At 46.3% G+C, this 21,849-nt stretch carries 18 protein-coding genes and 1 pseudogene; 3 read left to right on the top strand and 16 right to left on the bottom strand.

Features of this window, described 5'->3' with window-relative positions; translation table 11 throughout:
* Positions 1–351: 351 nt before the first annotated feature.
* The gene (locus FHS17_RS17675; RefSeq protein WP_167279749.1) at positions 352–2,619 is read right to left on the bottom strand and encodes a helix-turn-helix domain-containing protein; all 2,268 of its coding nucleotides are present in this window, start codon (positions 2,617–2,619) and stop codon (positions 352–354) included.
* Between the two features lie 381 nt (positions 2,620–3,000).
* Here FHS17_RS17675 and katG point away from each other — a divergent pair, with 381 nt between their 5' ends.
* A complete protein-coding gene (gene katG, locus FHS17_RS17670) occupies positions 3,001–5,190 on the top strand; it encodes a catalase/peroxidase HPI (protein WP_167279748.1) in 2,190 nt (729 codons plus the stop codon).
* A 72-nt stretch (positions 5,191–5,262) separates the two neighbouring features.
* On the opposite strand, the gene FHS17_RS17665 is transcribed toward katG, so the two are convergent.
* From FHS17_RS17665 to FHS17_RS17635, 7 genes are all read right to left on the bottom strand, one after another.
* Complete coding sequence (locus FHS17_RS17665; RefSeq protein WP_167279747.1) at positions 5,263–5,439, bottom strand: YjfB family protein; 177 nt, start codon at positions 5,437–5,439, stop codon at positions 5,263–5,265.
* Between the two features lie 66 nt (positions 5,440–5,505).
* Complete coding sequence (locus FHS17_RS17660; RefSeq protein ID WP_167279746.1) at positions 5,506–6,843, bottom strand: LLM class flavin-dependent oxidoreductase; 1,338 nt, start codon at positions 6,841–6,843, stop codon at positions 5,506–5,508.
* Positions 6,844–6,894: 51 nt separating this feature from the next.
* Positions 6,895–7,911, bottom strand: a complete 1,017-nt coding sequence (locus FHS17_RS17655; protein ID WP_167279745.1) for an ABC transporter substrate-binding protein — start codon at positions 7,909–7,911, stop codon at positions 6,895–6,897.
* Positions 7,912–7,940: 29 nt separating this feature from the next.
* Positions 7,941–9,287 (bottom strand): LLM class flavin-dependent oxidoreductase, encoded by a 1,347-nt coding sequence (locus tag FHS17_RS17650; protein WP_167279744.1) that lies wholly within the window; start codon positions 9,285–9,287, stop codon positions 7,941–7,943.
* Between the two features lie 59 nt (positions 9,288–9,346).
* Complete coding sequence (locus FHS17_RS17645) at positions 9,347–10,171, bottom strand: ABC transporter permease (protein ID WP_167279743.1); 825 nt, start codon at positions 10,169–10,171, stop codon at positions 9,347–9,349.
* 25 nt (positions 10,172–10,196) lie between these two features.
* Positions 10,197–11,006: an ABC transporter ATP-binding protein gene (locus FHS17_RS17640; RefSeq protein WP_167279742.1), complete on the bottom strand. Its 810-nt coding sequence runs from the start codon at positions 11,004–11,006 to the stop codon at positions 10,197–10,199.
* A gap of 171 nt (positions 11,007–11,177) precedes the next feature.
* Positions 11,178–12,059 carry a deoxyribonuclease IV gene (locus FHS17_RS17635; RefSeq protein ID WP_167280061.1) on the bottom strand — a complete coding sequence of 294 codons (882 nt, stop codon included), beginning with the start codon at positions 12,057–12,059 and terminating at the stop codon, positions 11,178–11,180.
* Between the two features lie 303 nt (positions 12,060–12,362).
* On the opposite strand from FHS17_RS17635, the gene FHS17_RS17630 reads away from it, so the two are divergent.
* Positions 12,363–13,715, top strand: coding sequence for a family 43 glycosylhydrolase (locus tag FHS17_RS17630; RefSeq protein WP_243865442.1), 1,353 nt, complete (start codon positions 12,363–12,365; stop codon positions 13,713–13,715).
* A gap of 130 nt (positions 13,716–13,845) precedes the next feature.
* Here the strand turns inward: FHS17_RS17630 and FHS17_RS17625 are convergent, their stop codons facing one another.
* Complete coding sequence (locus tag FHS17_RS17625; protein ID WP_167279741.1) at positions 13,846–14,802, bottom strand: helix-turn-helix transcriptional regulator; 957 nt, start codon at positions 14,800–14,802, stop codon at positions 13,846–13,848.
* Positions 14,803–14,929: 127 nt separating this feature from the next.
* Here FHS17_RS17625 and FHS17_RS17620 point away from each other — a divergent pair, with 127 nt between their 5' ends.
* Positions 14,930–15,841 carry an SDR family oxidoreductase gene (locus FHS17_RS17620; protein WP_167280059.1) on the top strand — a complete coding sequence of 304 codons (912 nt, stop codon included), beginning with the start codon at positions 14,930–14,932 and terminating at the stop codon, positions 15,839–15,841.
* Positions 15,842–15,919: 78 nt separating this feature from the next.
* Here the strand turns inward: FHS17_RS17620 and FHS17_RS17615 are convergent, their stop codons facing one another.
* The 7 genes and pseudogenes from FHS17_RS17615 to FHS17_RS17585 form a co-directional block, all read right to left on the bottom strand.
* Positions 15,920–16,918, bottom strand: coding sequence for a type I glyceraldehyde-3-phosphate dehydrogenase (locus tag FHS17_RS17615; protein WP_167279740.1), 999 nt, complete (start codon positions 16,916–16,918; stop codon positions 15,920–15,922).
* Positions 16,919–16,980: 62 nt separating this feature from the next.
* The gene (locus FHS17_RS17610; protein WP_167279739.1) at positions 16,981–17,544 is read right to left on the bottom strand and encodes an NADPH-dependent FMN reductase; all 564 of its coding nucleotides are present in this window, start codon (positions 17,542–17,544) and stop codon (positions 16,981–16,983) included.
* 29 nt (positions 17,545–17,573) lie between these two features.
* On the bottom strand, positions 17,574–18,530 hold the full coding sequence (locus tag FHS17_RS17605) for an alpha/beta hydrolase (RefSeq protein ID WP_167279738.1): 957 nt from the start codon (positions 18,528–18,530) through the stop codon (positions 17,574–17,576).
* Between the two features lie 278 nt (positions 18,531–18,808).
* Positions 18,809–19,165, bottom strand: coding sequence for a DoxX family protein (locus FHS17_RS17600; protein WP_167279737.1), 357 nt, complete (start codon positions 19,163–19,165; stop codon positions 18,809–18,811).
* A 177-nt stretch (positions 19,166–19,342) separates the two neighbouring features.
* Positions 19,343–19,495: pseudogene (locus FHS17_RS17595) on the bottom strand (YjfB family protein); the annotation flags it as partial.
* Positions 19,496–19,610: 115 nt separating this feature from the next.
* Entirely contained in the window at positions 19,611–20,711 is a 1,101-nt protein-coding gene (locus FHS17_RS17590) for a GerAB/ArcD/ProY family transporter (protein WP_167279735.1), read from the bottom strand.
* Between the two features lie 39 nt (positions 20,712–20,750).
* Positions 20,751–21,842 carry a Ger(x)C family spore germination protein gene (locus FHS17_RS17585; RefSeq protein WP_167279734.1) on the bottom strand — a complete coding sequence of 364 codons (1,092 nt, stop codon included), beginning with the start codon at positions 21,840–21,842 and terminating at the stop codon, positions 20,751–20,753.
* Between the last annotated feature and the right edge of the window lie 7 nt (positions 21,843–21,849).

The raw sequence follows: 21,849 nt of genomic DNA, 5'->3' as shown, positions 1-21,849 counted from the left end.
CTCTTTATTAAGGTTTGCTTCCTGCACCCGGTGTTATTGATTGAACACGCTTACAAGCTTTACTGTTGGTCCGTGTTTGGGAAGTGGCCTCAGTATGACACGCCCTCCAATATCGTGACAATAAACCAGTTTCGGCTTAGCAAACCGTTCCTCCAATCCGTTGCCCCATAAGGCTTTTGAAGCTTAGAATAAATCATTTTCCCGATATAAACCGTATAGCAAAAAGCCCGTAATAAAGCCTTTTCCTGCGATAAACCATACGATTGACTATAAAAAAGAACGACAGCGGTGGTCCGAATGAAATACATTATCCGGGCCACCGCTGTCATCATACATAGATCATTATTGTCATCATTCTATAGTAGCTTCATCACGATTGCCCTGTACGCCTAATGGTAAAGTGGAAGGGCGCATCTTCAGCTTGCGGAATTCGCCTGGTGTTACACCAGTCAACCTTTTAAATACCCGTCCGAATGTTATGGAGTTAGCATAACCAACTTGAAGGGCAATATTTTGTACCGTCTCTTCTGTCTCGGCTAGCAGTCGCTCAGCTTGCTGCATCCGAAGCTGTACAAGAAAATCAACAAACTTCATATCGTACTCCAGCTTGAACAGATGACTGGCATATTTGCCTGATATTTCGAACCGATCACTCAAATGCTTAAGAGACAGATCCGGATCGGCGAAGTTCTCTTGAATATAATCTCTTATCTCGGTAATCATCGTTTTATAGCCTTTGGCCTGACTCATCGCTACATACGTATCGTAGACTTGGACGAGGTAATCCAACAGCAGCTCTTTCATCTCTGGAAGTGCTGATGCTCCTCTCAGGCTTACAAGCAATTCAGAAATTCGGTTACCATCCAGACATTCATTCAAAGAGTCCGACAGCTCCTTCAGCTCCCGGCTTAGCATCTGCAGGAAAAGCTGGATAAACGATAAAATATCTTCATCCTTCATTACATCTGTTTCAAAATGCTTAAATAGCTGCTCAAACGTATCCCGCCAGCTTTCATTCGTTAAGCGGAACTCCTGCACACAGTTCGTACTCTGCTGCATGTAATTGTACATTCCCCGCGACTGATCGAGTGGAATATCACCACTATAGGTAATCGCATTACGCCCGATGGCGAATTGATATTCCATTCCGTTTAGGGCATCACGGTAGGAACGTCCAATTCCGCCCCAGTCATTCACAATGGAGCCGATACCAATGGAAATATTGAAGCGCAAATGCTCCCCTACCCATTCCCGTGCAACTATTGCTGTTTTACGAAGCTGGTCCTGAACCCGAGTGCTGGTGTCGGCTGTAGCAAACACAAACGTGATCCGATCCGATGCGGACCATTCTCCCCATCCCTGCAAACCTTCACCACTTGCAAGCTCCTGCATCACATTACCCAGCGCGAATTTTAATACATTCTGCTCATGAAGCGTATTTTCTGCTTGGAAATCATCGTACCTGTTCAGCCTGACGACCATAACGGCGTACTGCCCTGCATCCGGCAGGAGATTCAGCCTATGCAGTCGTTCCATCATTTTTTCGCCGCGCTGTCCGCTAATGAGCTCATTAAACAGCTGCCTGCGCCCAAGCACAATGCTTTCTTGCTGCTCCTTCTCATGATCAAGAGACTGAACAATTAAATTCTCGAGCGCTCGATCGATCATCGTCAGATCGTCCGTCTTAACCGCTGAGCCGTCACTCCCCCTGAGTTGCAGCGCTTGAATTCGGTTCATCATCAGCCTGATCGGCTTATAATTTCGCCGTGTAACCCAAATAATATAGACAATGGCTACAACAAAAGTCAGTACCGCGATAATTACCCATACATACGATACAACCGATACCCAGCTGCGCAAATGACCAGCCTGAAGACCACTCTCAAACGTCCAGCCCAGCGACCCGGAGGTGAGCGTTGTCAGCACTTTCCCACTAGGAGCAGAGCTGTCTCCCGGATAAATTGGCTGCTTTGCTGCATCGGTGATCCGCATGAACGAAACCTGATGATTCGTCATGCTTCCAATCAGTTGCTCCACATTATATAAATTGATGTTGACGACCAGTATGCCGTCTTTTCCGAATGGAAGCGGCGTCTGCTTGTACATGGAAATAACCCGTACCGGCTTCAGTCCGTCAAATTCCCGGAACTCACGGCTTGCCGACCATCCTTGGAAATCCCGGTTATTATTTGCCTTCTGAATAAATTCACGGTCACCAAACTCCGATAAATCGGTCTGACCACTAGAAGTGAGCACGGAATTATCCGACTGCTTGTACAAATAAATGGATTCGACCAGGTCATTATCTTCAATCATCGACCGCAGGCTATGGACAACGTTATATTTAATCGTTGTGGACTCGGATGTACCATTCAAATATGCCGCATAGCTCTTGTTCACCTCGGCTTCCTTCAGTACATTAAACTCTACTTCACGTATAGACCGTTCCACACTGTTTACGACATACCCGGTCGTAATTTTATCTGCCTTTGCCGTCTCTGAACGAGATATTTCATTAACCGCGATGAACGACAAGAAAATGATCATCGATACGGTCAACACCAATATTGGAAAATAAGAAACGAGCAGCCTTAAATACCAATTGTTAAGCTTTAGCATGTTCAACCTCCTGCCAAACCTGACTCTATATGAAAGCGTTATCACAATGATTAGCATGAATAAGTTAAGCGGTTTACTAGTGCCTACATTGTAGCATGCCTCCTCATGATTCGAAACACTTTAGGCGGTAAAAGTTTTAAGAACATTGTTGAATTTTTCGAGGTTATCCTTGTATGCAATAAAAAACAAAGATCACCATAAGAGGTGGTTTTTTTGGAAATGGGCATGTCATTTACCTCTAACTCTTTTAAATTATCAGAGTCTCCGTGAAGATTAGATGAAAAGTTATTTCTAGCATTGCTTTCAGTTGTATATAGATTTATAAAGAGGATAAGAGCAAATTTATTTGCTACTTCAATAAACCCAATAGGAGATGATTGAATGGATTCTACAGTTTCTACTAACGCAGGGAAATGTCCAGTTATGCATGGCAGCGCTACTAGCCACAAATCTAGTGGTACTTCAAATAGAGACTGGTGGCCTAACCAGTTGAACCTGAATATATTGCATCAGCATGACAGAAAATCTAATCCTATGGGCGATGACTTTGATTATGCTGAACAATTCCAAAAGCTGGACTACCAAGCTCTTAAACAGGATCTTGCTGCTTTAATGACAGATAGCCAGGAATGGTGGCCTGCTGACTTTGGTCATTATGGTCCATTCTTTATCCGCATGGCTTGGCACTCTGCAGGTACATACCGCACAGGTGATGGCCGTGGCGGCGCGGGAAGCGGCACACAGCGTTTTGCCCCGCTTAACAGCTGGCCAGACAACGGTAACCTAGATAAAGCACGACGGCTTCTTTGGCCGATTAAGCAAAAGTATGGCAATAAAATCTCTTGGGCTGACTTGATGATTCTAACCGGTAATGTCGCTATTGAATCGATGGGCGGTAAAACATTTGGCTTTGGCGGCGGACGTGCTGACGTCTGGCATCCGGAAGAAGACATCTATTGGGGTAATGAGAAGGAATGGCTGGGAGATTCGCGTTACACCGGTGATCGGGATTTGGAAAATCCACTTGCTGCCGTTCAAATGGGTCTTATCTATGTAAACCCGGAAGGCCCTAACGGTAATCCTGATCCAGCTGGTAGCGCTCGCGACATTCGCGAAACGTTCGCCCGCATGGGCATGAACGATGAAGAAACCGTTGCACTAGTTGCCGGCGGTCATACTTTCGGCAAGGCGCATGGCGCAGGTGATGCCGCTCTTGTTGGCCCAGATCCTGAAGCTGCTCCTATCGAAGCACAAGGCCTCGGCTGGCTGAGCACACATGGCTCTGGCAAAGGACGCGATGCCATCACAAGTGGTGTTGAAGGTGCTTGGACAGCTAATCCAACTCAATGGGATAATGGCTTCTTCGATCTTCTGTTCGGCTATGAATGGGAGCTGACGAAGAGCCCGGCAGGTGCACATATCTGGGCTGCAATCGATCAAGCTCCAGAGCATCTTGCACCTGATGCAGAAGATGCTTCCATTCGTGTTAAAACAATGATGACTACTGCCGATATGGCTCTGCGAGTAGACCCTGCTTATGAGAAGATCTCCCGCCGTTATCATGAGAATCCGGAAGAGTTCGCGGATGCGTTCGCTCGTGCATGGTTCAAGCTGACACATCGTGACATGGGTCCTCGTGCAAGATATTTGGGTCCTGAAGTTCCGTCAGAGGAGCTGATCTGGCAAGATGTAATTCCTGCTGTCGACTATACATTAACAGATGAAGAAGTAGCTGAAATAAAGGAGAAAATCCTTGATTCGGGACTTACAATCAGCGAGTTGGTTACAACAGCTTGGGCTTCTGCCAGCACCTTCCGTGACTCGGATAAACGCGGCGGTGCCAATGGTGCTCGTATCGCTCTTGCTCCACAGAGAGATTGGGAAGTGAATCAGCCGCAGCAGTTGACCAAAGTGCTCACTATTCTTGAGGGCATTCAAGAGGAACTGGATAAGAAAGTAAGCCTTGCCGATCTGATTGTACTTGGCGGCAGCGCAGCTGTTGAGAAAGCTGCACAAGAAGCAGGCTTTAATGTAACGGTACCTTTCACTGCTGGCCGCGGTGATGCTTCACAAGAGCAGACCGATCTGGAAAGCTTTGCAGTACTCGAGCCGGCTGCTGACGGCTTCCGCAACTATCAGAAGAAGCAGTATAGTGTAAGCGCTGAAGAGCTGCTGGTAGACAAAGCTCAGCTGCTTGGCCTTACCGCTCCGGAAATGACTGCCCTTGTTGGCGGCTTGCGTGTTCTGGGTACTAACCATGGCGGCACCAAACATGGCGTATTCACAGATCGTGTAGGTACACTGACGAACGACTTCTTCGTCAACCTGCTCGACATGAATATTGCATGGGAGCCAAGAGACGGCGGCATTTACTACGGACGTAACCGTACAACAGGTCAAGTCGACTGCACAGCAACACGAGTTGACCTCGTGTTTGGCTCCAACTCCGTTCTTCGTGCAGTGGCCGAATTGTATGCACAAGACGATAACCAAGAGAAGTTTGTGCGCGACTTTGTCGCTGCATGGGTGAAAGTGATGAATGCCGATCGGTATGATCTGGTGCTGAACTAATACTATCTCATAAACATAAAAAGCCGCCTTTTACGTCTTATCGACGTATAGGCGGCCTTTTTTCTACATTAGTTACACTTTCAAATCGATACTGCCGCCAAGGTGGGGCTGCACGCTTTGTGCCATCATTTGCACCATCTGCTGTGACTGCTGCGCTGCGTGATCCTGTGCCATCTTAAGCACGCTGATGCCAACATCAGTCATGAGTTTACTCTGCGACATGGCAACGGATAAAGCCGGAATGTCCATGATCTTCCTCCCACTTCAGAAAATAATAGCCTTCCTCTGTTGTATCGGATCATGGATGGTCTTTCGTTAGACTTTAGCTCCCGCCTTCTCGAGACCTACCGCAGGAACAGGAAGACCTAAATTCCCCCTAAGCGTGCTGCTCTCATATTCCGTGCGGAATAAACCTCGCCGCTGCAGCTCGGGAACAACGAGCTCGATAATATCCTCGAAACCGCCTGGGAAGTACGGAGACATAATATTGAAGCCATCGGCGCCATCATTCAGGAACCACTCTTCCAGCTGGTCAGCAATCTGCGAAGGCGTTCCGACGATTTCACGATGTCCTCGCGCGCCGGCAATCCGTTCATATACAGCACGAATGGTTGTTAAATTTTCTCGTTCCGCAATTTCGCGGATGATGTTGTAGCGTATGCGCGGATTCGTCTTATCCTCAATTGTGTCGAATTCAGGCAGCGGCCCATCTACATCATAGCCGGACAAGTCGGTATTGGTGAAGGCAGACAGATAAGCCAAGCCGACCTCTGGCAGTATGTAGCTGTTCAGCTCCTTCTGCTTCGCCAGCGCCTCTTCTTCCGTCTTGGCAACAGTAATAAAGACACCTGGCATGATTTTCAACTCTTCCTTATCACGACCATATTTGGCTAAACGCCCTTTTACATCCCGATAGAAGGCTTGCGCATCCTCCAATGTCTGCCAAGCCGTAAATATGACCTCCGCCGTCTTGGCAGCAAGCTCTTTCCCGGCTTCTGAGGATCCAGCCTGCACGATAACCGGATTACCATGTGGATGCGATGGCGAATCCAGCGTACCCGTTACTTTGAACCATTTTCCTTCATGCGTGACAGGATGCACCTTATCTACATCGAGAAAACGTCCGTTCTCTTTATCGATGACAAGCGCGTCCGGTTCAATGGACTGCCACAGCTTCTGGACGAGCTCAACGAATTCCTCTGCTCGCTCATAACGGCTGGCGTGCTCCAGATGCTTCTCTTTGCCAAATAGAACAGACTCTTTATCATTTGCAGAAGTCACGACGTTCCAAGCTGCACGGCCGTTCGAGAGATGATTAATGGAACCAAATTTACGTGCGACATGGAATGGTTCATTATAGGTCGTCGTCAAAGTAGCGACTAACCCGATTTTTTCCGTCACAGCCGCAAGTGCCGAGATGATAACAACCGGATCCAACTTAAGTGCAGAACTCGAATGCTGATTGAGATTTGAACCAAATCCGTCCGCGAAAAAGATCGTATCAAACTTGGCACGTTCCGCCGTCTTGGCGATCTCCGCTAAATAAGCCAGATCAAAGGTACGGTCTGCACCTGAGTCAGGATGCCTCCAGCTTGCCACATGATGGCCGGGTAGCATAACAAAAGCTCCAAGTTTCATTTGTCTCAACGTCATTTTCACCACTCCATATCTTCTTCTATTATTTTTATATTTGATATACCGTTACTATTTGGCGAAAGAATTAAATTCGTTTGTATACAAATCTTCGGTCTTTACCTGCCCTTTCTTCAAATCACCGTTCGCCACCAGCCAGTCAATCCAGACTTGGTATTCATCTGGGGTAATGACACCACCAGCTTGAGCGATCCCTGTACTTTTCCAATACTTCAGATTCTCGGTAGGTTCATTGCCATCTCGGTTCTTAATAATCGTCTCGAACCGTTTGATGACTTCTTCACGCGGGGTCGTACGAGCCCACTCAATGGCCTTGGCTACACCATCAACAAATAGCTTAACGGTGTCGGGGTTGTTCTTGATGTACTCCTCTCTGAAGAAGTAATCACCTGCCGTAAATTCGGAGCTGAATACATCAATGTCCTTAAAGAGTTCGACGATACCGCCTTTATCGAGAGCTCGGTCTCTAGCAACACCACTTAATAAAACAACGTCGATCTGCTTACTGCGAAGAATTTGTTCCGCATTAGCAGACGGGATCGTGACCAGCGTCACTTGTTCAATTTCCTTCTCCGTTAAGCCGCCTTTGCGCAAATAGTCCTTCGTTACAAACTCCAGATGTGCGCCAAGCGTGTTTACGCCTACTTTTTTGCCGATAAAATCTTTGGGCGATTTGATCGGGCTTCCTTCAAGCACATAGGCACCAATATACGTGTTTTTATCGCTGCCATACGAACCGATTACCGATTTGATTTTGACGTTTTGCGAAATGGATTTAATAATAGCTCCGTTAAATGCCGATCCAAAATCAATTTGTTTAGTCGCTGTTAATTGAATACTTTCTGGTCCGCCGGTGCTGCTTCCGATTGATTCCAGCTCCAAGTCGCCGAGATATCCCAAATCCTTCGCTAATTCCGGGAACGATACACTTCCAGGTGCACCATTGTACTGGAGTACCTTGTCTTCTTCACCCGACTTTGCCTTGCTGGATGAGCAGCCTGCAAGCACCACACTAATAAGTCCCAAAGTAACCAACAGTACATGTACGTATTTATAACGTCTCTTCATAAGACAACCCCCTTATATAAATCTTCCTATTATTGATGAGTCTGCTGTGTCTGCTTCTTGTACCGATTAACGGGAATAGACAAGCCCAGATTTCCGCGCAGCGTATTACTTTCATATTCGGTACGGAATAATCCGCGGCGCTGTAATTCCGGAATAACGAGCTCAACAATATCGTTCAAGCCTTCCGGGAACGTAGGCGGCATCACATTGAACCCATCCGCGCCTTCATTTAAGAACCATTCCTCTAATTGATCTGCAATTTGAGCAGGTGTGCCTACGATCTCCCGATGGCCGCGTGCACCTGCGATAAATTCATAAACTTCACGTAGTGTTTTTAACCCTTCACGTTCTGCTAGAGCCCGAATAATATTCGTACGAATCTGAGGATTCGTCTTGTCTTCCTTCTCTCCGTTTGCCGGAAGAGGAGCATCCACATCGTAACCGCTCAAATCTACGCCAATAAAGTTAGATAAGTAATTGAGCCCAACTTCCGGCAAAATATATCCATTCAATTCTTTTCGCTTAGCAATTGCCTCAGCTTCCGTTCTTGCAACGGTGATGAACACGCCGGGCATAATTTTCAAATCCTCCGGTTTCCGGCCATATTTGGCCAGACGTCCCTTCACATCCCGATAGAAGGTTTGGGCTTCTTCCAATGTCTGCCACGCTGTGAAAATCACCTCCGCTGTCTTCGCGGCAAGCTCTTTCCCCGCTTCTGAAGAACCCGCCTGCACGATGACGGGATGCCCTTGCGGTGTCGACGGTGCATCCAGCAAGCCTTGAACCTTAAACCATTCCCCCTGATGATCAACCGGATGAATTTTCTCCACATCCAGGAATTTGCCATTCTCCTTGTCGATCACAAGCGCCTCATTCTCGATGGAGAACCATAGCTTCTTGGTAAGCTCAACGAATTCTTCCGCTCGCTCATAACGGCGTGCATGCTCGAGATGCTTCTCTTTGCCGAACAGCTGCGCCTCCTTCTCATTACCAGAGGTCACTACATTCCAGCCTGCACGTCCTCCGGACAGATGATCGATGGCGGCGAATTTGCGTGCCACCTGGAACGGCTCATTATAAGTGGTGGTCAAAGTCGCAGTTAGTCCTATATTTCTAGTAACTGCCGCAAGCGCCGTTATAATCATAAGAGGATCAAGCTTTACCGTTGACGTAGCGAAATTACCTGTTGGCTTCAGACCAAGGATATCGGCAAAGAAGATCATATCGAACTTGCCGCGTTCCGCCGTTTGTGCTAATTCCTTTAGATAGTCCAGATCCAAGGTCCGGCGGGGTTCCGTAGATGGATATCGCCAGCTTGCCACATGATGTCCCGGCAGATTAAAGAAGGCTCCAAGCTTCATTTGTTTTTGTGTCATTTCACCAACTCCTACTATTCCTATATTTTTAATCAAATTAAGAGCAAAAAAAATGGCTATTAACTGTTCACCTGCTGCTTCCATCTGGAAAATTTACGCTCAATGACACTTAATCCTTGATTGATCAATAATCCAAGTAAAGCAATCGTAAGAATGCCGGCAAACATTTCAGGGATCTGGAAGTTATATTGGGAGTAGGTAATCAGGTAACCTAAACCTTCCTTCGCGCCTACCATCTCAGCAGCAATCAAGACCAATATCGCTCCTGTTCCCGCCATCCGAATTCCGGTAAAGATAGTAGGGACGGATGCTGGCAGAATAACCTTGAGAAACAGCTTAAACGATGAGATGTTCATAGACCTAGCCGATTTGATCAACAAAGGATCAACATTCCCTACAGCTGCGATGGTATTCAGTAGGATTGGCCATGTGCAGGCGAAGAGGACAATAGCAATCTTGGACGTCTCCCCGATTCCCAGTACTAACATGAACACAGGCAGCAAGGCTAATGCCGCAGTATTGCGGAACAATTCAAGCACCGGGTTCAGCAGCTCTCTTGCAAGAGGATACCAGCCAATGGCTAGCCCTAGTGGGATCGCAATAAGAAGAGCTAAGGAAAAACCACTTAAGGAACGAATCATACTCGCTGCAAAATGATGAAATAATTCCCCGGATAAAATCAAATCCCACAACGCCCGAATAACATCAGAAAACGGGGGAAAGAAAGCTGGATCAACGATGCCGGTGCTCGGAGCAATCTCCCATAATAAGGCTAGTAAGACGAGTACAATAGATTGTTTGAGCAGCCTCCGAAAGTTGATCGACCAGCCGATTCGAATATTTCTACTTTGCAAGGTAGCAGGAACTGCTTTAATGTTTTCCATTCAACAATCTCCTCTCCTTAATCAATTAGATATAAGCACCTTGATACTCCAGTTCGTGAAGCAAGCTCCATACTTCATGGCGCGCCTTCACAAATTCCGGATGTGATCGGATATCTGCATCATCCAGCCGGTGCTTCAACGGAATGTCTACAATCTTCTTCACTGTACCTGGCCCCGGAGTCAGTACCACGACGCGTTCCCCCAAGTACACTGCCTCATCGATTCCATGCGTGATGAAAATAATTGTTTTTTTCGTTTTCTGCCAAATTCGTAAAAGTTCACTTTGCAAGGTTTCACGAGTCTGTGCATCCAGCGCCGCAAAAGGTTCATCCATTAATAGAACATCCGGGTTAAAAGCAAGACTGCGAGCAATTGCTACACGCTGCTTCATTCCTCCAGACAACTCATGGGGATATCGGTTGGCAAAAGCACTCAGCCCAACTAAGGCAAGAAAATGCTCAGCTAACTCCTTACGCTCGTGCTTAGGGACTCCCTTTGCTTCCAATCCAAACTCAATGTTGCCACGTGCCGTCTTCCAAGGGAATAAAGCATATTGCTGAAAAACAATCCCTCGATCAAGACCTGGACCAGTAATTTCTCTACCGTCCATGTAAATACGTCCACTCGTTGGACGAGTTAAACCACTGATCAAGTCAAGCAGGGTCGATTTGCCGCAGCCGCTTGGACCAACTAATGTGATAAACTCGCCTTCCTTGACGGTAAAGCTTAAATCTTTTACTGCAGTAAATTGCTGTGTCGCCCCTTTTTGTTTCGGATCACGCACGATGAAGCTTTTCGCGACATTCTCAAACCTGATTTTTTCATTCGCTGGCATTTCTCTCACCCTTTCTCTGTTGGCCCATCAGAAAACAAAAAAGCACAGATGACCACACAATGTGTTAGTCTTCTGCGCTTCCAGTTAACCGGTCAGCGGTATGCTGTTTAATACCTAGTAAATCCATGTGATTAATATAGCATGGAATTTCTAATTGTCAACATAGTCCATTTAGTCCAATTTTTGAATCAGCTCATCCGTCTCTCCTCTTAACAGAGCGATCTCATGCTTATAGGGCGGATTAACGTATTTCTTTGGTCCAATTGATGGGGTTTCTAGATGCTTTGGAATGGCCGTTAGCTGCGGGTGGTGAACGACATATCGCAGAGCATCAAGTCCAATATACCCATAACCGATATTCTCATGTCTATCTTTGCGGGAACCTTGGATGTTTTTTGAATCATTCACATGAATGGCCTTCAACCGATCAAGTCCGATGATTCGATCGAATTCATCCAGCACTCCGTCAAAATCGTCCCTCACGTTATACCCTGCATCATGAATATGGCAGGTATCCAGACAGACCGATAGACGCTCATTATGTGTAACCCGGTCTATAATCGCGGCAAGCTCCTCAAAGGAAGCTCCGCATTCACTTCCTTTACCAGCCATAGTCTCCAGAGATACCTGAACATCCCTTTTATCCGTCAACACATCGTTTAATCCCTCTGCTATCCGAGCAATACCCGCTTCCACACCTGCTCCTACATGGGAACCTGGGTGAAGAACGATTTGTGTTGCTCCAAGCGCTTCCGTTCTTTCGATCTCAGATTGCAGAAACGTAATTCCATGCTCAAAGACTTGTAAAGATATCGTATTGCCTAAATTAATAATAAAGGGAGCATGAACGACAATATTAGATATACCATGCTCTTTCATATGAGTCTGTCCCGCTTCTATATTAAGCGCCTCTATAGGCTTACGTCGCGTATTATGCGGAGCACCTGTGTAGATCAGGAAAGTTGACGCACCATAGGATGCCGCCTCTTCACTTGCTTGAAGAAGCATCTTCTTCCCTGTCATCGAAACATGAGATCCTATAAGTAAAGACAGCTCAAGCACTCCCTCGTCCTGCAAATATAGCTCCAATTTATAGTTTGGTCTGAGAAACTTTTTTATTCGTTTTTTACAGCAAGCTCCATTTCAAAGTTACAGGTGATGTTGGGCTTCACAAAAATTTAATCGAGTTAAATTACACACTCGATTACTAACAAAAAAAAGTCCGTACGATCTAAAATTCCGTCCTGTTGCTCACCTAGTGGAAATGATTAACTATTGGTGAATGAAAATTGGATAGGAGGGACGATTTATTTGACAAAAGTCAGCAAGTTCGGAATGAAGAGTTTGGCACTACTCATGTTATTGCTTCTCATCTTACCGGGGGCGGCTAATGCCTCGACCCAAAGTGCAAATTTTTACAACGTCGTTTTCCAAGATGGTGCAGACCCGTGGATCTATAAGCATACCGACGGCTTCTATTACTTCACTAAGACAACAGGCGGCGACGTAACAATCTGGAAATCAAGCTCGCTTACTGGAGTAGATGCAGGTACAAAAAGAGTGATTTCTACCGGCTGCTGCAACGTCTGGGCTCCTGAAATTCATTACATCAACAATACCTGGTACATTTATTACGCCAAGGATGACGGCAACAATGACAATCACCGGATGTACGTCATGGAGAACACCTCCGCTGATCCGATGACAGGTACATGGGTCAATAAAGGACAAATTACGGATTCCACGAACCGTTGGGCGATTGATGGAACCGTACTGCAAGTCAATAATAATCTGTATTTCATATGGTCTGGCTGGGCAGGGACAACGAATGTGCAGCAGAAGCTGTACATTGCTCATATGAGTAATCCATGGACGATCGACTCAGCACGAGTTGAAATCGCAACTCCAACCTATTCATGGGAGACCAACACATCGCCTTCCGTTAATGAAGGACCGCAGGTCATCGTTCATAATGGCGTTATCAGTCTCGTATACTCAGCCAGCGGGAGCTGGACTGACGGTTACTGTTTAGGTCTCATTACTGCAAATACGAGCAGTAATTTATTGCAAGCCTCATCCTGGAGTAAACGAAACCAGCCGATCTTCCAATCCGGCAACGGCTTGTACGGCCCTGGTCATCATTCCTTCACGAAATCACCTGACGGTACGGAGGATTGGATCGTATATCATACAGCCAAGTTTGCAGGCAGCGGCTGGAATAGAGAAATCCGAGCACAGAAATTCACTTGGAAAGCAGATAACACACCTAATCTGGGAGCGCCAGCTGCCCCTAATACGCCAATTGCGATTCCTTCAGGAGACACGGGACGTGTCCGCTATGAAGGTGAATCCGGTGTATTCGGAGGTATCGCATATGCTTCTTCCAGTCCGAACGGTTCCGGAGGCAGCAAAGCTGGACATATTGACACGACGGACAGTTATGTAGAGTTTGACGTATATGCTGCAGCTGCCGGAGATTATGTCATGTCCGCACGTACGGGCAACGGTACATCGGGAGTCGATTGGTCCTATTTTATCCTAACGGTCAATCAGACGAACGCCGGCAATTTATACATTACGAACAAAGGCTGGGAGAACTGGGGAGCCTCGATTACCCGCCTGACGCTTCATGCAGGCTGGAACAAAATCCGCTTCTCCAAAGGCGAAGGATATGGTGAACTCGACAGCTTTGACCTATTCCCTGCTTAACCAGGCTGTCGTCTCCAGTGCGGTGTACAAACAGGTACAAACGTGGCAGCTCATACGGAAGTAAGCATACCTTCAAATTATGCAAAAAAACGCAGCCTTTATTGGCTGCGTTTTTTTGTGTACTAACTATCTATTCATACATGGCAATGACTGCCTTCGCTTGCTGTACAACTTTTTCAATCAAATATTCGGGCTGGACCAGCTTCATAGCCCCACCATAACCAAGCACATACTCCACTGCTTCCTGCTCTGTATTAAAGCTGAGGGTAGCGGAAGCCATTTCATCTTCGACCGATGTGTGCATGTCGATTTTCTCAACAAATCTGTCTGTGAAGGTTAAGCGGCCAATAATGGAGGGATGTACAAGAACCTTCACTTCCAAGGTAGGGAGCGATTCTGCAAAATTCAGCTTGCTTTGGTTCCAATACTCAGCCAAATCAAACCGAGCTGGTCTGGTAAATACGTCTGCTGTCACTTCTGCCTTCATGATTCTGGACACCTTGAAATTTCGATAGTCTCCTTCGTCATTCATGGCAATCAAGTACCAGGAGCTGCCCTTCGCCACCAGACCCAAAGGGCTGACAATTCTTTGCGAGTGAGTCCCATCGGTTTTCTGATAAACGATGTTAAGCTTGGTATCCTCCCACAATGCTCTTTGAATGGTGAGCAAGGCTTTATTCTTGTCATTGGAAGGCTTCCATGTTCCCGTATCCATATAAATTTTGTCCATGTAATGCCGTGCTTCGCCTTTGCTTGAATCAGGTAAGGAAGCCAGTAATTTCTGCCGGATATCCAGCCCTGTGTTAACACCCAAATCCTTCATCATTTGTTCCGAAGGAAGCAGGAATAACGCTTTCGTATCCTCCAGCTTTAGACCACTCAAATAACTCTTGAAGTGATCCATCAGCCTCCATCCCCCTGTTTTTCCACGGTCAGCTGCAACAGGTACACCGGAAATACTTAGTGCATCCATATCCCGTAATATCGTTCGCTCCGATACCTCGAGTTTTCTCGCAAGCTCTTTTGTTGTCATCATTTCATGATTCTGAAGCAAAATCATGATACTAAGCAGACGGTCTGCCCTCATTTATGTTCACCTTCACTCAAAGAAGATATTTGATATATGACAAAAGATGTCGTCATTATAGTCTACAATAATCTGAGATTTAACTAAAGCTAATACTTACAAAGTAAACTTTTGAGGAGGATAAATGATGAAATCTTTGCTTGGAAAAATCGCTTTGGTGGCTGGAGCAACACGGGGAGCTGGGCGTGGTATTGCGATCGAATTGGGAGCAGCCGGAGCAACGGTGTATGTCACTGGACGTACAACACGGTCGGAACGTTCTGAATATAACCGGGCCGAAACGATCGAAGAAACAGCTGAGCTTGTTACGAAGGCTGGCGGACAAGGTATTGCTGTGCAGGTGGACCATTTGGTGCCGGAACAGGTGGCGGCCCTGGTGAACCGAATTGAACAAGAACAAGGTCGGCTTGATATTCTGGTCAATGATATATGGGGAGCTGAGAATCTCGCAGAATGGCATGTACCGGTGTGGGAGCATTCACTGGATAAAGGTCTGCGTATGCTGAGGCTCGCCATTGACACCCATCTCATCACGAGTCATTATGCTCTTCCTCTTATCATTAAGAACAAGAATGGACTTATCGTGGAGATGACAGATGGAACAGCCGAATACAATCAACAAAATTACAGAGTATCCATGTTCTATGATCAAGCGAAAACCTCGGTCATTCGCATGGCTTGGGCACTTGCCCAAGAGGTTAAGTCCTTTGATTGCACGGCAGTCGCAATGACCCCTGGCTGGCTTCGTTCCGAGATTATGCTGGAGCATTTTAAGGTGAAGGAAGATAACTGGCAGGACGCGGCTTCAACAGAACCTCATTTTCTTATTTCAGAATCTCCTCGTTACGTAGGGCGTGCCGTTGCTACCCTTGCAGGAGATCCGGATGTGAACCGCTGGAATGGACAATCCCTCTCAAGCGGTCAACTTGCGCAGGTTTATGGCTTCACCGATGTGGATGGTTCCCAGCCTAATTGCTGGCCTTACCTCGTAGAGGTTATGGATGCGGGTAAGCCGGCAGACATTAGTGGTTATAGATAAAAGATTTGAGTGAACTTATCTTGGTTCGTTAGAAAAACCGCCTTCTCCTAAGAGAAAGCGGTTTTGGTTTTTATACAATTAACTCCGGCTTAAGAAGGCAGCTACTTCAGCGAGGCGGGAGGCATAACCCCACTCATTATCATACCAAGCGGCCACAGATAAAAGCCCGCCCTGTACATGTGTGAGCGGCAGGTCAATGATCGAAGAATGGGAGTCGCCTACAATACGTGAAGAAGCCCATTGTCCTTCAAGCACATCGAGAACCCCTTTGAGCGGCTCTGCTTGAGCAGCTTTCCGAAACATATCATTAATCTCTTCTGCTGTACACGGCTTCTCAGTTACCAGATTCAGCTCCGCAATACTGCCGGTACGTGTTGGGATTCGGTAAGCTTTGCCCGTAATCTGCAGATCGGGCCAAATAAACTTAAGCGCCTTCGCTGCACCTGAAGAAGAAGGAATGATATTTTCCGCAGCTGCCCAGGAATCCCTGCGATCTCTCATCGGCTGATCCGTCAGCGATTGCGTATTCGTATAGGAGTGAACGGTCGAGAACAACCCATACTGGATGCCATAGTTTTCACGCACCAGCTTAACAACAGGAGCAAGTGCATTAGTTGTGCAGCTCGCCATACTAATGATCTTGTGCTTTTCCGGGTCAAAGCTGTCCAGGTTTATTCCTTTCAACAGAACAGCATCACAATCATCGAGCGATTTGCTTGGTCCGCTCACAAGCACACGCTTCGCTCCACGCTCTAGGTGAAGCTCTGCAACTTGTCTCGTCACTGCCCGGCCCGTACAGTCGATGACAAGTCCAACGCCAAGCTCACTCCAATTCGGAATTTCCTGCGAGGAGTTAAGATAGAGAATGGAACGGTCACCAATCGTAATCGTCCCTTCTGTACCTGTTACAGACTCTGGCCAACGCTTATAATTCGTGTCTACCTCGAATAGAGCTGCAAGCGTCGCTTCGTCTTTAATATCCGAGATCGACACCGGAACGAACAGTTGATCCTGCAAAGCTACACGAAGCAGCTGTCTTCCGATACGTCCAAATCCAAATATAGCGATATTGTTCATTGTTTTCTCCTACCGCGTATGGTTACGCACTGTTTTTTATACCCGCTGAAGTCGCAGGGTTCTTACGAATTCAAACGATCGACCTGATCAATCCATTGGAAAAATGACAGCACATAGCGCTGCAAATATTTCCTGGTCGTTTCATCAGTAAGCTTACGACTTTCCTGGTCTACTTTATTAATGATTTCTGAAATATACATTTTCTGATGGGGAAGCACATATGACTGTGTTGCTTCAAGCGTCTGTCTGATTTGCTGCTGGGACAAGATAGTCCCTTTCACGCCTGGTGTAGCCCCAACGACAGCGACTGGCTTTTTAATCAGCACCGCTGTTTTCGTTGGAGTCGAGGCCCAGTCTAGTGCATTCTTGAGTACACCAGGGGTGCCGGAATTGTATTCGGGGCTAATGATGAGGATACCATCCGTCCGCCCGATTGCTTCCCGAAAAAACTTCACCGTATCCGGACCATCGCCATGATCCAGGTCCGCATTGTATAGGGGAAGTTCTGCTATTGAGATGTGTTCATATTCAGCAGCAGTAACCAATTCCGGAATTGTATTGGCTATCATACCATTGTAGGAAAGCTCCCTTAAACTCCCAACAATGAGACCTATCTTCTTCGTCATGTGCATTCCTCCTGTTGGTACAATGGGGGTTATTCCTTTAGCCAGGCGTTGGCAAGCAAAATCGCTCCGCGTGCTGCTGAAGTATCTGCCAAGGCATTCAGCATGACGAAATCATGTATCGTCCCTTGGAATCGAGCTTGCGTTACGCGCACACCCGCCTCACGAAGCTTATTCGCATAAGCCTCTCCTTCATCACGAAGTACATCGGCTTCTGCTGTTATAATCAGTGCAGGCGGCAAGCCCGTAAGCTGCTCCGTTGTCGCACGAAGTGGAGATGCGTAAATTTCGTCTCGCTCGCTAGACTTACTCGTATATTGATCCCAGAACCAAGCCATAGCGTCCCGGCGGAGGAAATAACCGGTTGCGAATTCGGAATAGGATTCGGTGTCATTCCCTGCATCCGTAACCGGATAGAATAACAGTTGCTTATGAATTTTCGGTCCTTTCCGTTCTTTGGCTAGCAACGTAATAGCAGCCGTCATATTGCCTCCGACGCTGTCCCCTGCAATATACAAGCGGCTCGTATCCAAGCCGTTCTCCTCACCATTCTGCGCAATCCATTGCAGCGTTGCATAGATTTCTTCAATGGCCGTTGGGTACTTCGCTTCCGGCGACAAACTGTAGTTCGGGAAGACGACGGCTGCTTCCGCACCAACCGCTAGTTCGCGGATGAGACGATCATGGGTATGGGCGTTACCAAACACCCAACCGGCACCATGGATATATAAAATTGCTGGCAGCTTCTTCGTTGTATTAGGAGAACGAAGAATGCGAACCGATACCTGTTTATTTGGACCGCCTTCAATCATCAGATCGGTAATAACGACAGGCAGTTTTGGAATATCCCCGGCTTGAACCTCATCCACCGTTTCGCGCCCCTTAACCGGACCAAGATCGAACAAATACGGCGGGTTTGCCGTATCCTGCGTGAATTTCAATGCTTGCGGCTCCAACACTACCTTCTTGTTGACGGTTTTCTCTGTCATTTCATACCACTCCTCACATGAATTGATTTCATCCAAAATAGACCTGACCATACTTAATCACCGTTATACAGTGAAATGAATCTTATAATCGGATTTGAGCAAGTGTTATTGGATCAATATTAGACTATGTTAATACGTAGAAGAAGAAAAGTGATTATCTTACTATTTTAGTGTAATGGTAGACCTATTAATTGTAAATGAATATTAATAATGCGGCTGCTAACAAAACACCGGTACACTGTGCGGATCAGTGTACCGGTGTTTGTCATGTCTGTTTATTAAAATAGATTGTCTGAATATAAGCATACAACTGCGATAGCTATCACGAAATTCAAGATGGCCGGAAATACTTTTCCGATTGGATGCTTCACTCTGACATGCGAGAGAATTGCAATTAACATCATAACTCCGATGAATACGGCGGTCCATGCAGCAATCTCCGCATTCCAATAGCCAATAATGAGTCCTCCGCAAGCTGCAATTTGAACGATGCCTGTAACGACGCGGAACCATTGAGGAAATCTAATTTCGTTGAACAAATCGACCTGATGCTTTGCTCCCGCAAGCTTGCTCCCGCCAAAGAATGCCATGGAGAAAAGCAACCAGCTTTGAAGAATAATGGCTAGAATATGCATGTTTAAACCGCTCCCTATTCGCTTGTTTTATCAGACACCATTTGGTGTCCTTTTCTGTCTTTATAATATAACACCTTTTGGTGTCCTGTAAAGTGGATTTTTAAAATAAATGCAATATAAAAAAACCGCCCCTCGCGTTATATGGGCGCAAAGGCGGTCTCTCTTCTTGTCACATTCTTACGCGCGCAAATCGATATAGCCCCCCAGGTGGGGCTGCACGCTTTGCATCATCATTTGCACCAGCTGCTGCGACTGCTGCGTCGTATGGTCCTTAGCCATTTTGAGCACGCTGATTCCTACATCGTTCATTAGCTTGCTGTGCGACATGGAAACGGAAAGGGCCGAATATCCATCATCATCCTCCTGTCTCTACAGAATTTAGAGCTCTCCTGTAGTATCTGATAATTAGCGGACATTCGTTAGCAGGTTTAAATCACAAAACCGCTCAAATAGGCCCTGTCAACTTTCTCCGAATCATCACGCATAGAAAGACAAACGGTATATAGGCGTAAAGAAAGTACAGACCGACATTGGAATAGATTTCGGATACCCGTTCAACCGTTCTGTGATCGATAATGAAATGACTTAAAGCCGTAATGGCGGTGAGAAAAACAATCAAACTTATTCGCGGCCTTAGGTGAAATGCGATCTTCATTCCACGGCATGCCGCCCATATAAAGATGGAAATGCCGGCAATAATTTTAATAAACCATAATGAAATGGCCAAATACTCAAGTCTTTGAAGCAGCGGAACTTCAAAGATGCCAATCATATTTAACGTTGGCCAAATGGTATGCCGCAGCTGTTCTTCGGTGAAAAACATAAAAGCCAGGATTAAGATCATCAAATACAATAAGGTAACCAATATCATGATAAGATGCGCCCATTTTTGTGACTTTTCCGGTGTCCTAACGAACGGATACAGGAATAGCAGCGTCTCAACCCCCAGATATTCAAATGCCATGTCTTTTGATGAGAGAAGAATATCGGATGCTGAATGATTCAATAGCGGCAGCAGGTTCATCGGATACAAAAAAGGAAAGGTAAGCAACACCTGAGGGATAATAGAAACACATGAGATGATTGTCGCCCAAACAGCAATTCCCGTAACAGATCGGATTCCGCCAGAGACCGCATAGTAGACAAGCAGAAGAATAACAATACTGACGGGTAGAAAGTTCATGCTGGGGAAAAACCAGACTTGAATCATTTCCATATAAACCTTAAATTTAATAAATGCCCCAAAAACAAAATACAGCACAATGGCAAAGTTGATCAAGTTGCCAAAAAATTTTCCGAACAGCTTATGATTAATGGTCACGATATCACGCGAGTCATCGATTGATGATAATATTTTATAAAGCATCCATATGAGGAAATGCATGCTGATCCCCGTTATCATAACGGAGATCCATGCATTATAACCGGCGTGCTCAATTACTCTTCTTTCGTAAGTCAGTATTCCAACTCCCACCATGCTCACATAGAGAGGAAAAACAATTAAGTGGGGCGATATTGTGTATTTGTCGCTGATTTCATTACTCAAACTTTTGTCACCTTCCCCAAAGAGCATGGCTTTGCTGCCTTAACCACCTGCGCCAATTCGGATGATGCGGGCATTTACGCGAACTGTCGTTGCTAATGACTTATATTGCTCCTCGAACTCTTGCGAGTTCCATACCTTCAACCTGCTTCTTATCAAATCCCCAAGGCCCAGCGGATCCACGTTGTTTCTTTTGCATAAGGAGATAAACTTCTGTATTTCGCTTTCGCAATAGACCTCTATGCTTTTTTCAAGCAAGGCGAGCTGATCCTCCGAAGTTAGATCAATCCATTGAGGAACGTCCTTTACTTGGGCGTTAAGTTTCACGTGAATAGCAACGGAGGCTGGAGATGCGGTACGAATCACCTTATAGGTTGGTTTGGATCCAATACTGTTCATCAGGAAATACTCCTCGCGGGTTTGATTCGCGCCTGTCATAGGAACCATTACGCTCCCATTTTTGGAATCTTCCAGCAGCAATTTCAGCAAGAAGGAATCCCTTATGCCAATTTTGGTTTTGAATTTATCGCCTTTAAACAGAGCTATGCCATCAAGCTTGATCTCGTCTCGTTCAACGGTAAAATGAGGCAGGAAGAAATCCCTTCCGTCGCCATAAAAATTAAAGAAGGTTAAGTGAAGATTCATCCTCGGCAAATTCCCATACTTCATATTCTGTTCGATCATATCGGACAGAAAATACGGATCACGCCTATTCTCGGGAATGTTGAGCAGCTCCAAGGCAGCTCTATCCGCAACGCCAAGATGCATCCTCGAGGATATTTTGGGGTCACGGATCAGACTCTCGATTGCCGTTGTTATCCCTCTGCGCGCGAAGCTGTCTCCGAATAAGGCCATTCTCAGCTGCCCATATTCAATCGGGAAGTCAAGCTTCATGTTAAGCTTGGGCATGCTGTCATATACGGACTTGGATTCCGTCACGTAAAATTCCAGCTTCGCTTTTCCCTGTTCTTCGTAATTGGCTATAACCGCGCTGCTGGCAACTCCGTTCTGAGCGGCATCGTAACCGATGGTTTGGACAAATTTAATGCTGTTCACAATGTTTTTATCGCCGCACGCAGTAAGCAGCATGCATAGAACAATAATTAGGAAGGTCCTGCTTCTCAACTCCATCATTCCCGCC

It is taken from the genome of Paenibacillus lupini (assembly GCF_011761355.1).
Taxonomy (GTDB): domain Bacteria; phylum Bacillota; class Bacilli; order Paenibacillales; family Paenibacillaceae; genus Pristimantibacillus; species Pristimantibacillus lupini.
Note: the sequence above shows the minus strand (reverse complement) of the source record. Positions and strands in the feature narration are given on the sequence as shown.

Coding starts and splice junctions, on each gene's coding strand:
- katG (WP_167279748.1), top strand. CDS start 3,001: ATGGATTCTACAGTTTCTACTAACGCAGGGAAATGTCCAGTTATGCAT.
- FHS17_RS17620 (WP_167280059.1), top strand. CDS start 14,930: ATGAAATCTTTGCTTGGAAAAATCGCTTTGGTGGCTGGAGCAACACGG.
- FHS17_RS17585 (WP_167279734.1), bottom strand. CDS start 21,842: ATGATGGAGTTGAGAAGCAGGACCTTCCTAATTATTGTTCTATGCATG.
- FHS17_RS17675 (WP_167279749.1), bottom strand. CDS start 2,619: ATGCTAAAGCTTAACAATTGGTATTTAAGGCTGCTCGTTTCTTATTTT.
- FHS17_RS17625 (WP_167279741.1), bottom strand. CDS start 14,802: ATGAGGGCAGACCGTCTGCTTAGTATCATGATTTTGCTTCAGAATCAT.
- FHS17_RS17645 (WP_167279743.1), bottom strand. CDS start 10,171: ATGGAAAACATTAAAGCAGTTCCTGCTACCTTGCAAAGTAGAAATATT.
- FHS17_RS17640 (WP_167279742.1), bottom strand. CDS start 11,006: ATGCCAGCGAATGAAAAAATCAGGTTTGAGAATGTCGCGAAAAGCTTC.
- FHS17_RS17630 (WP_243865442.1), top strand. CDS start 12,363: ATGTTATTGCTTCTCATCTTACCGGGGGCGGCTAATGCCTCGACCCAA.
- FHS17_RS17610 (WP_167279739.1), bottom strand. CDS start 17,544: ATGACGAAGAAGATAGGTCTCATTGTTGGGAGTTTAAGGGAGCTTTCC.
- FHS17_RS17605 (WP_167279738.1), bottom strand. CDS start 18,530: ATGACAGAGAAAACCGTCAACAAGAAGGTAGTGTTGGAGCCGCAAGCA.
- FHS17_RS17600 (WP_167279737.1), bottom strand. CDS start 19,165: ATGCATATTCTAGCCATTATTCTTCAAAGCTGGTTGCTTTTCTCCATG.
- FHS17_RS17650 (WP_167279744.1), bottom strand. CDS start 9,287: ATGACACAAAAACAAATGAAGCTTGGAGCCTTCTTTAATCTGCCGGGA.
- FHS17_RS17665 (WP_167279747.1), bottom strand. CDS start 5,439: ATGGACATTCCGGCTTTATCCGTTGCCATGTCGCAGAGTAAACTCATG.
- FHS17_RS17660 (WP_167279746.1), bottom strand. CDS start 6,843: ATGACGTTGAGACAAATGAAACTTGGAGCTTTTGTTATGCTACCCGGC.
- FHS17_RS17615 (WP_167279740.1), bottom strand. CDS start 16,918: ATGAACAATATCGCTATATTTGGATTTGGACGTATCGGAAGACAGCTG.
- FHS17_RS17655 (WP_167279745.1), bottom strand. CDS start 7,911: ATGAAGAGACGTTATAAATACGTACATGTACTGTTGGTTACTTTGGGA.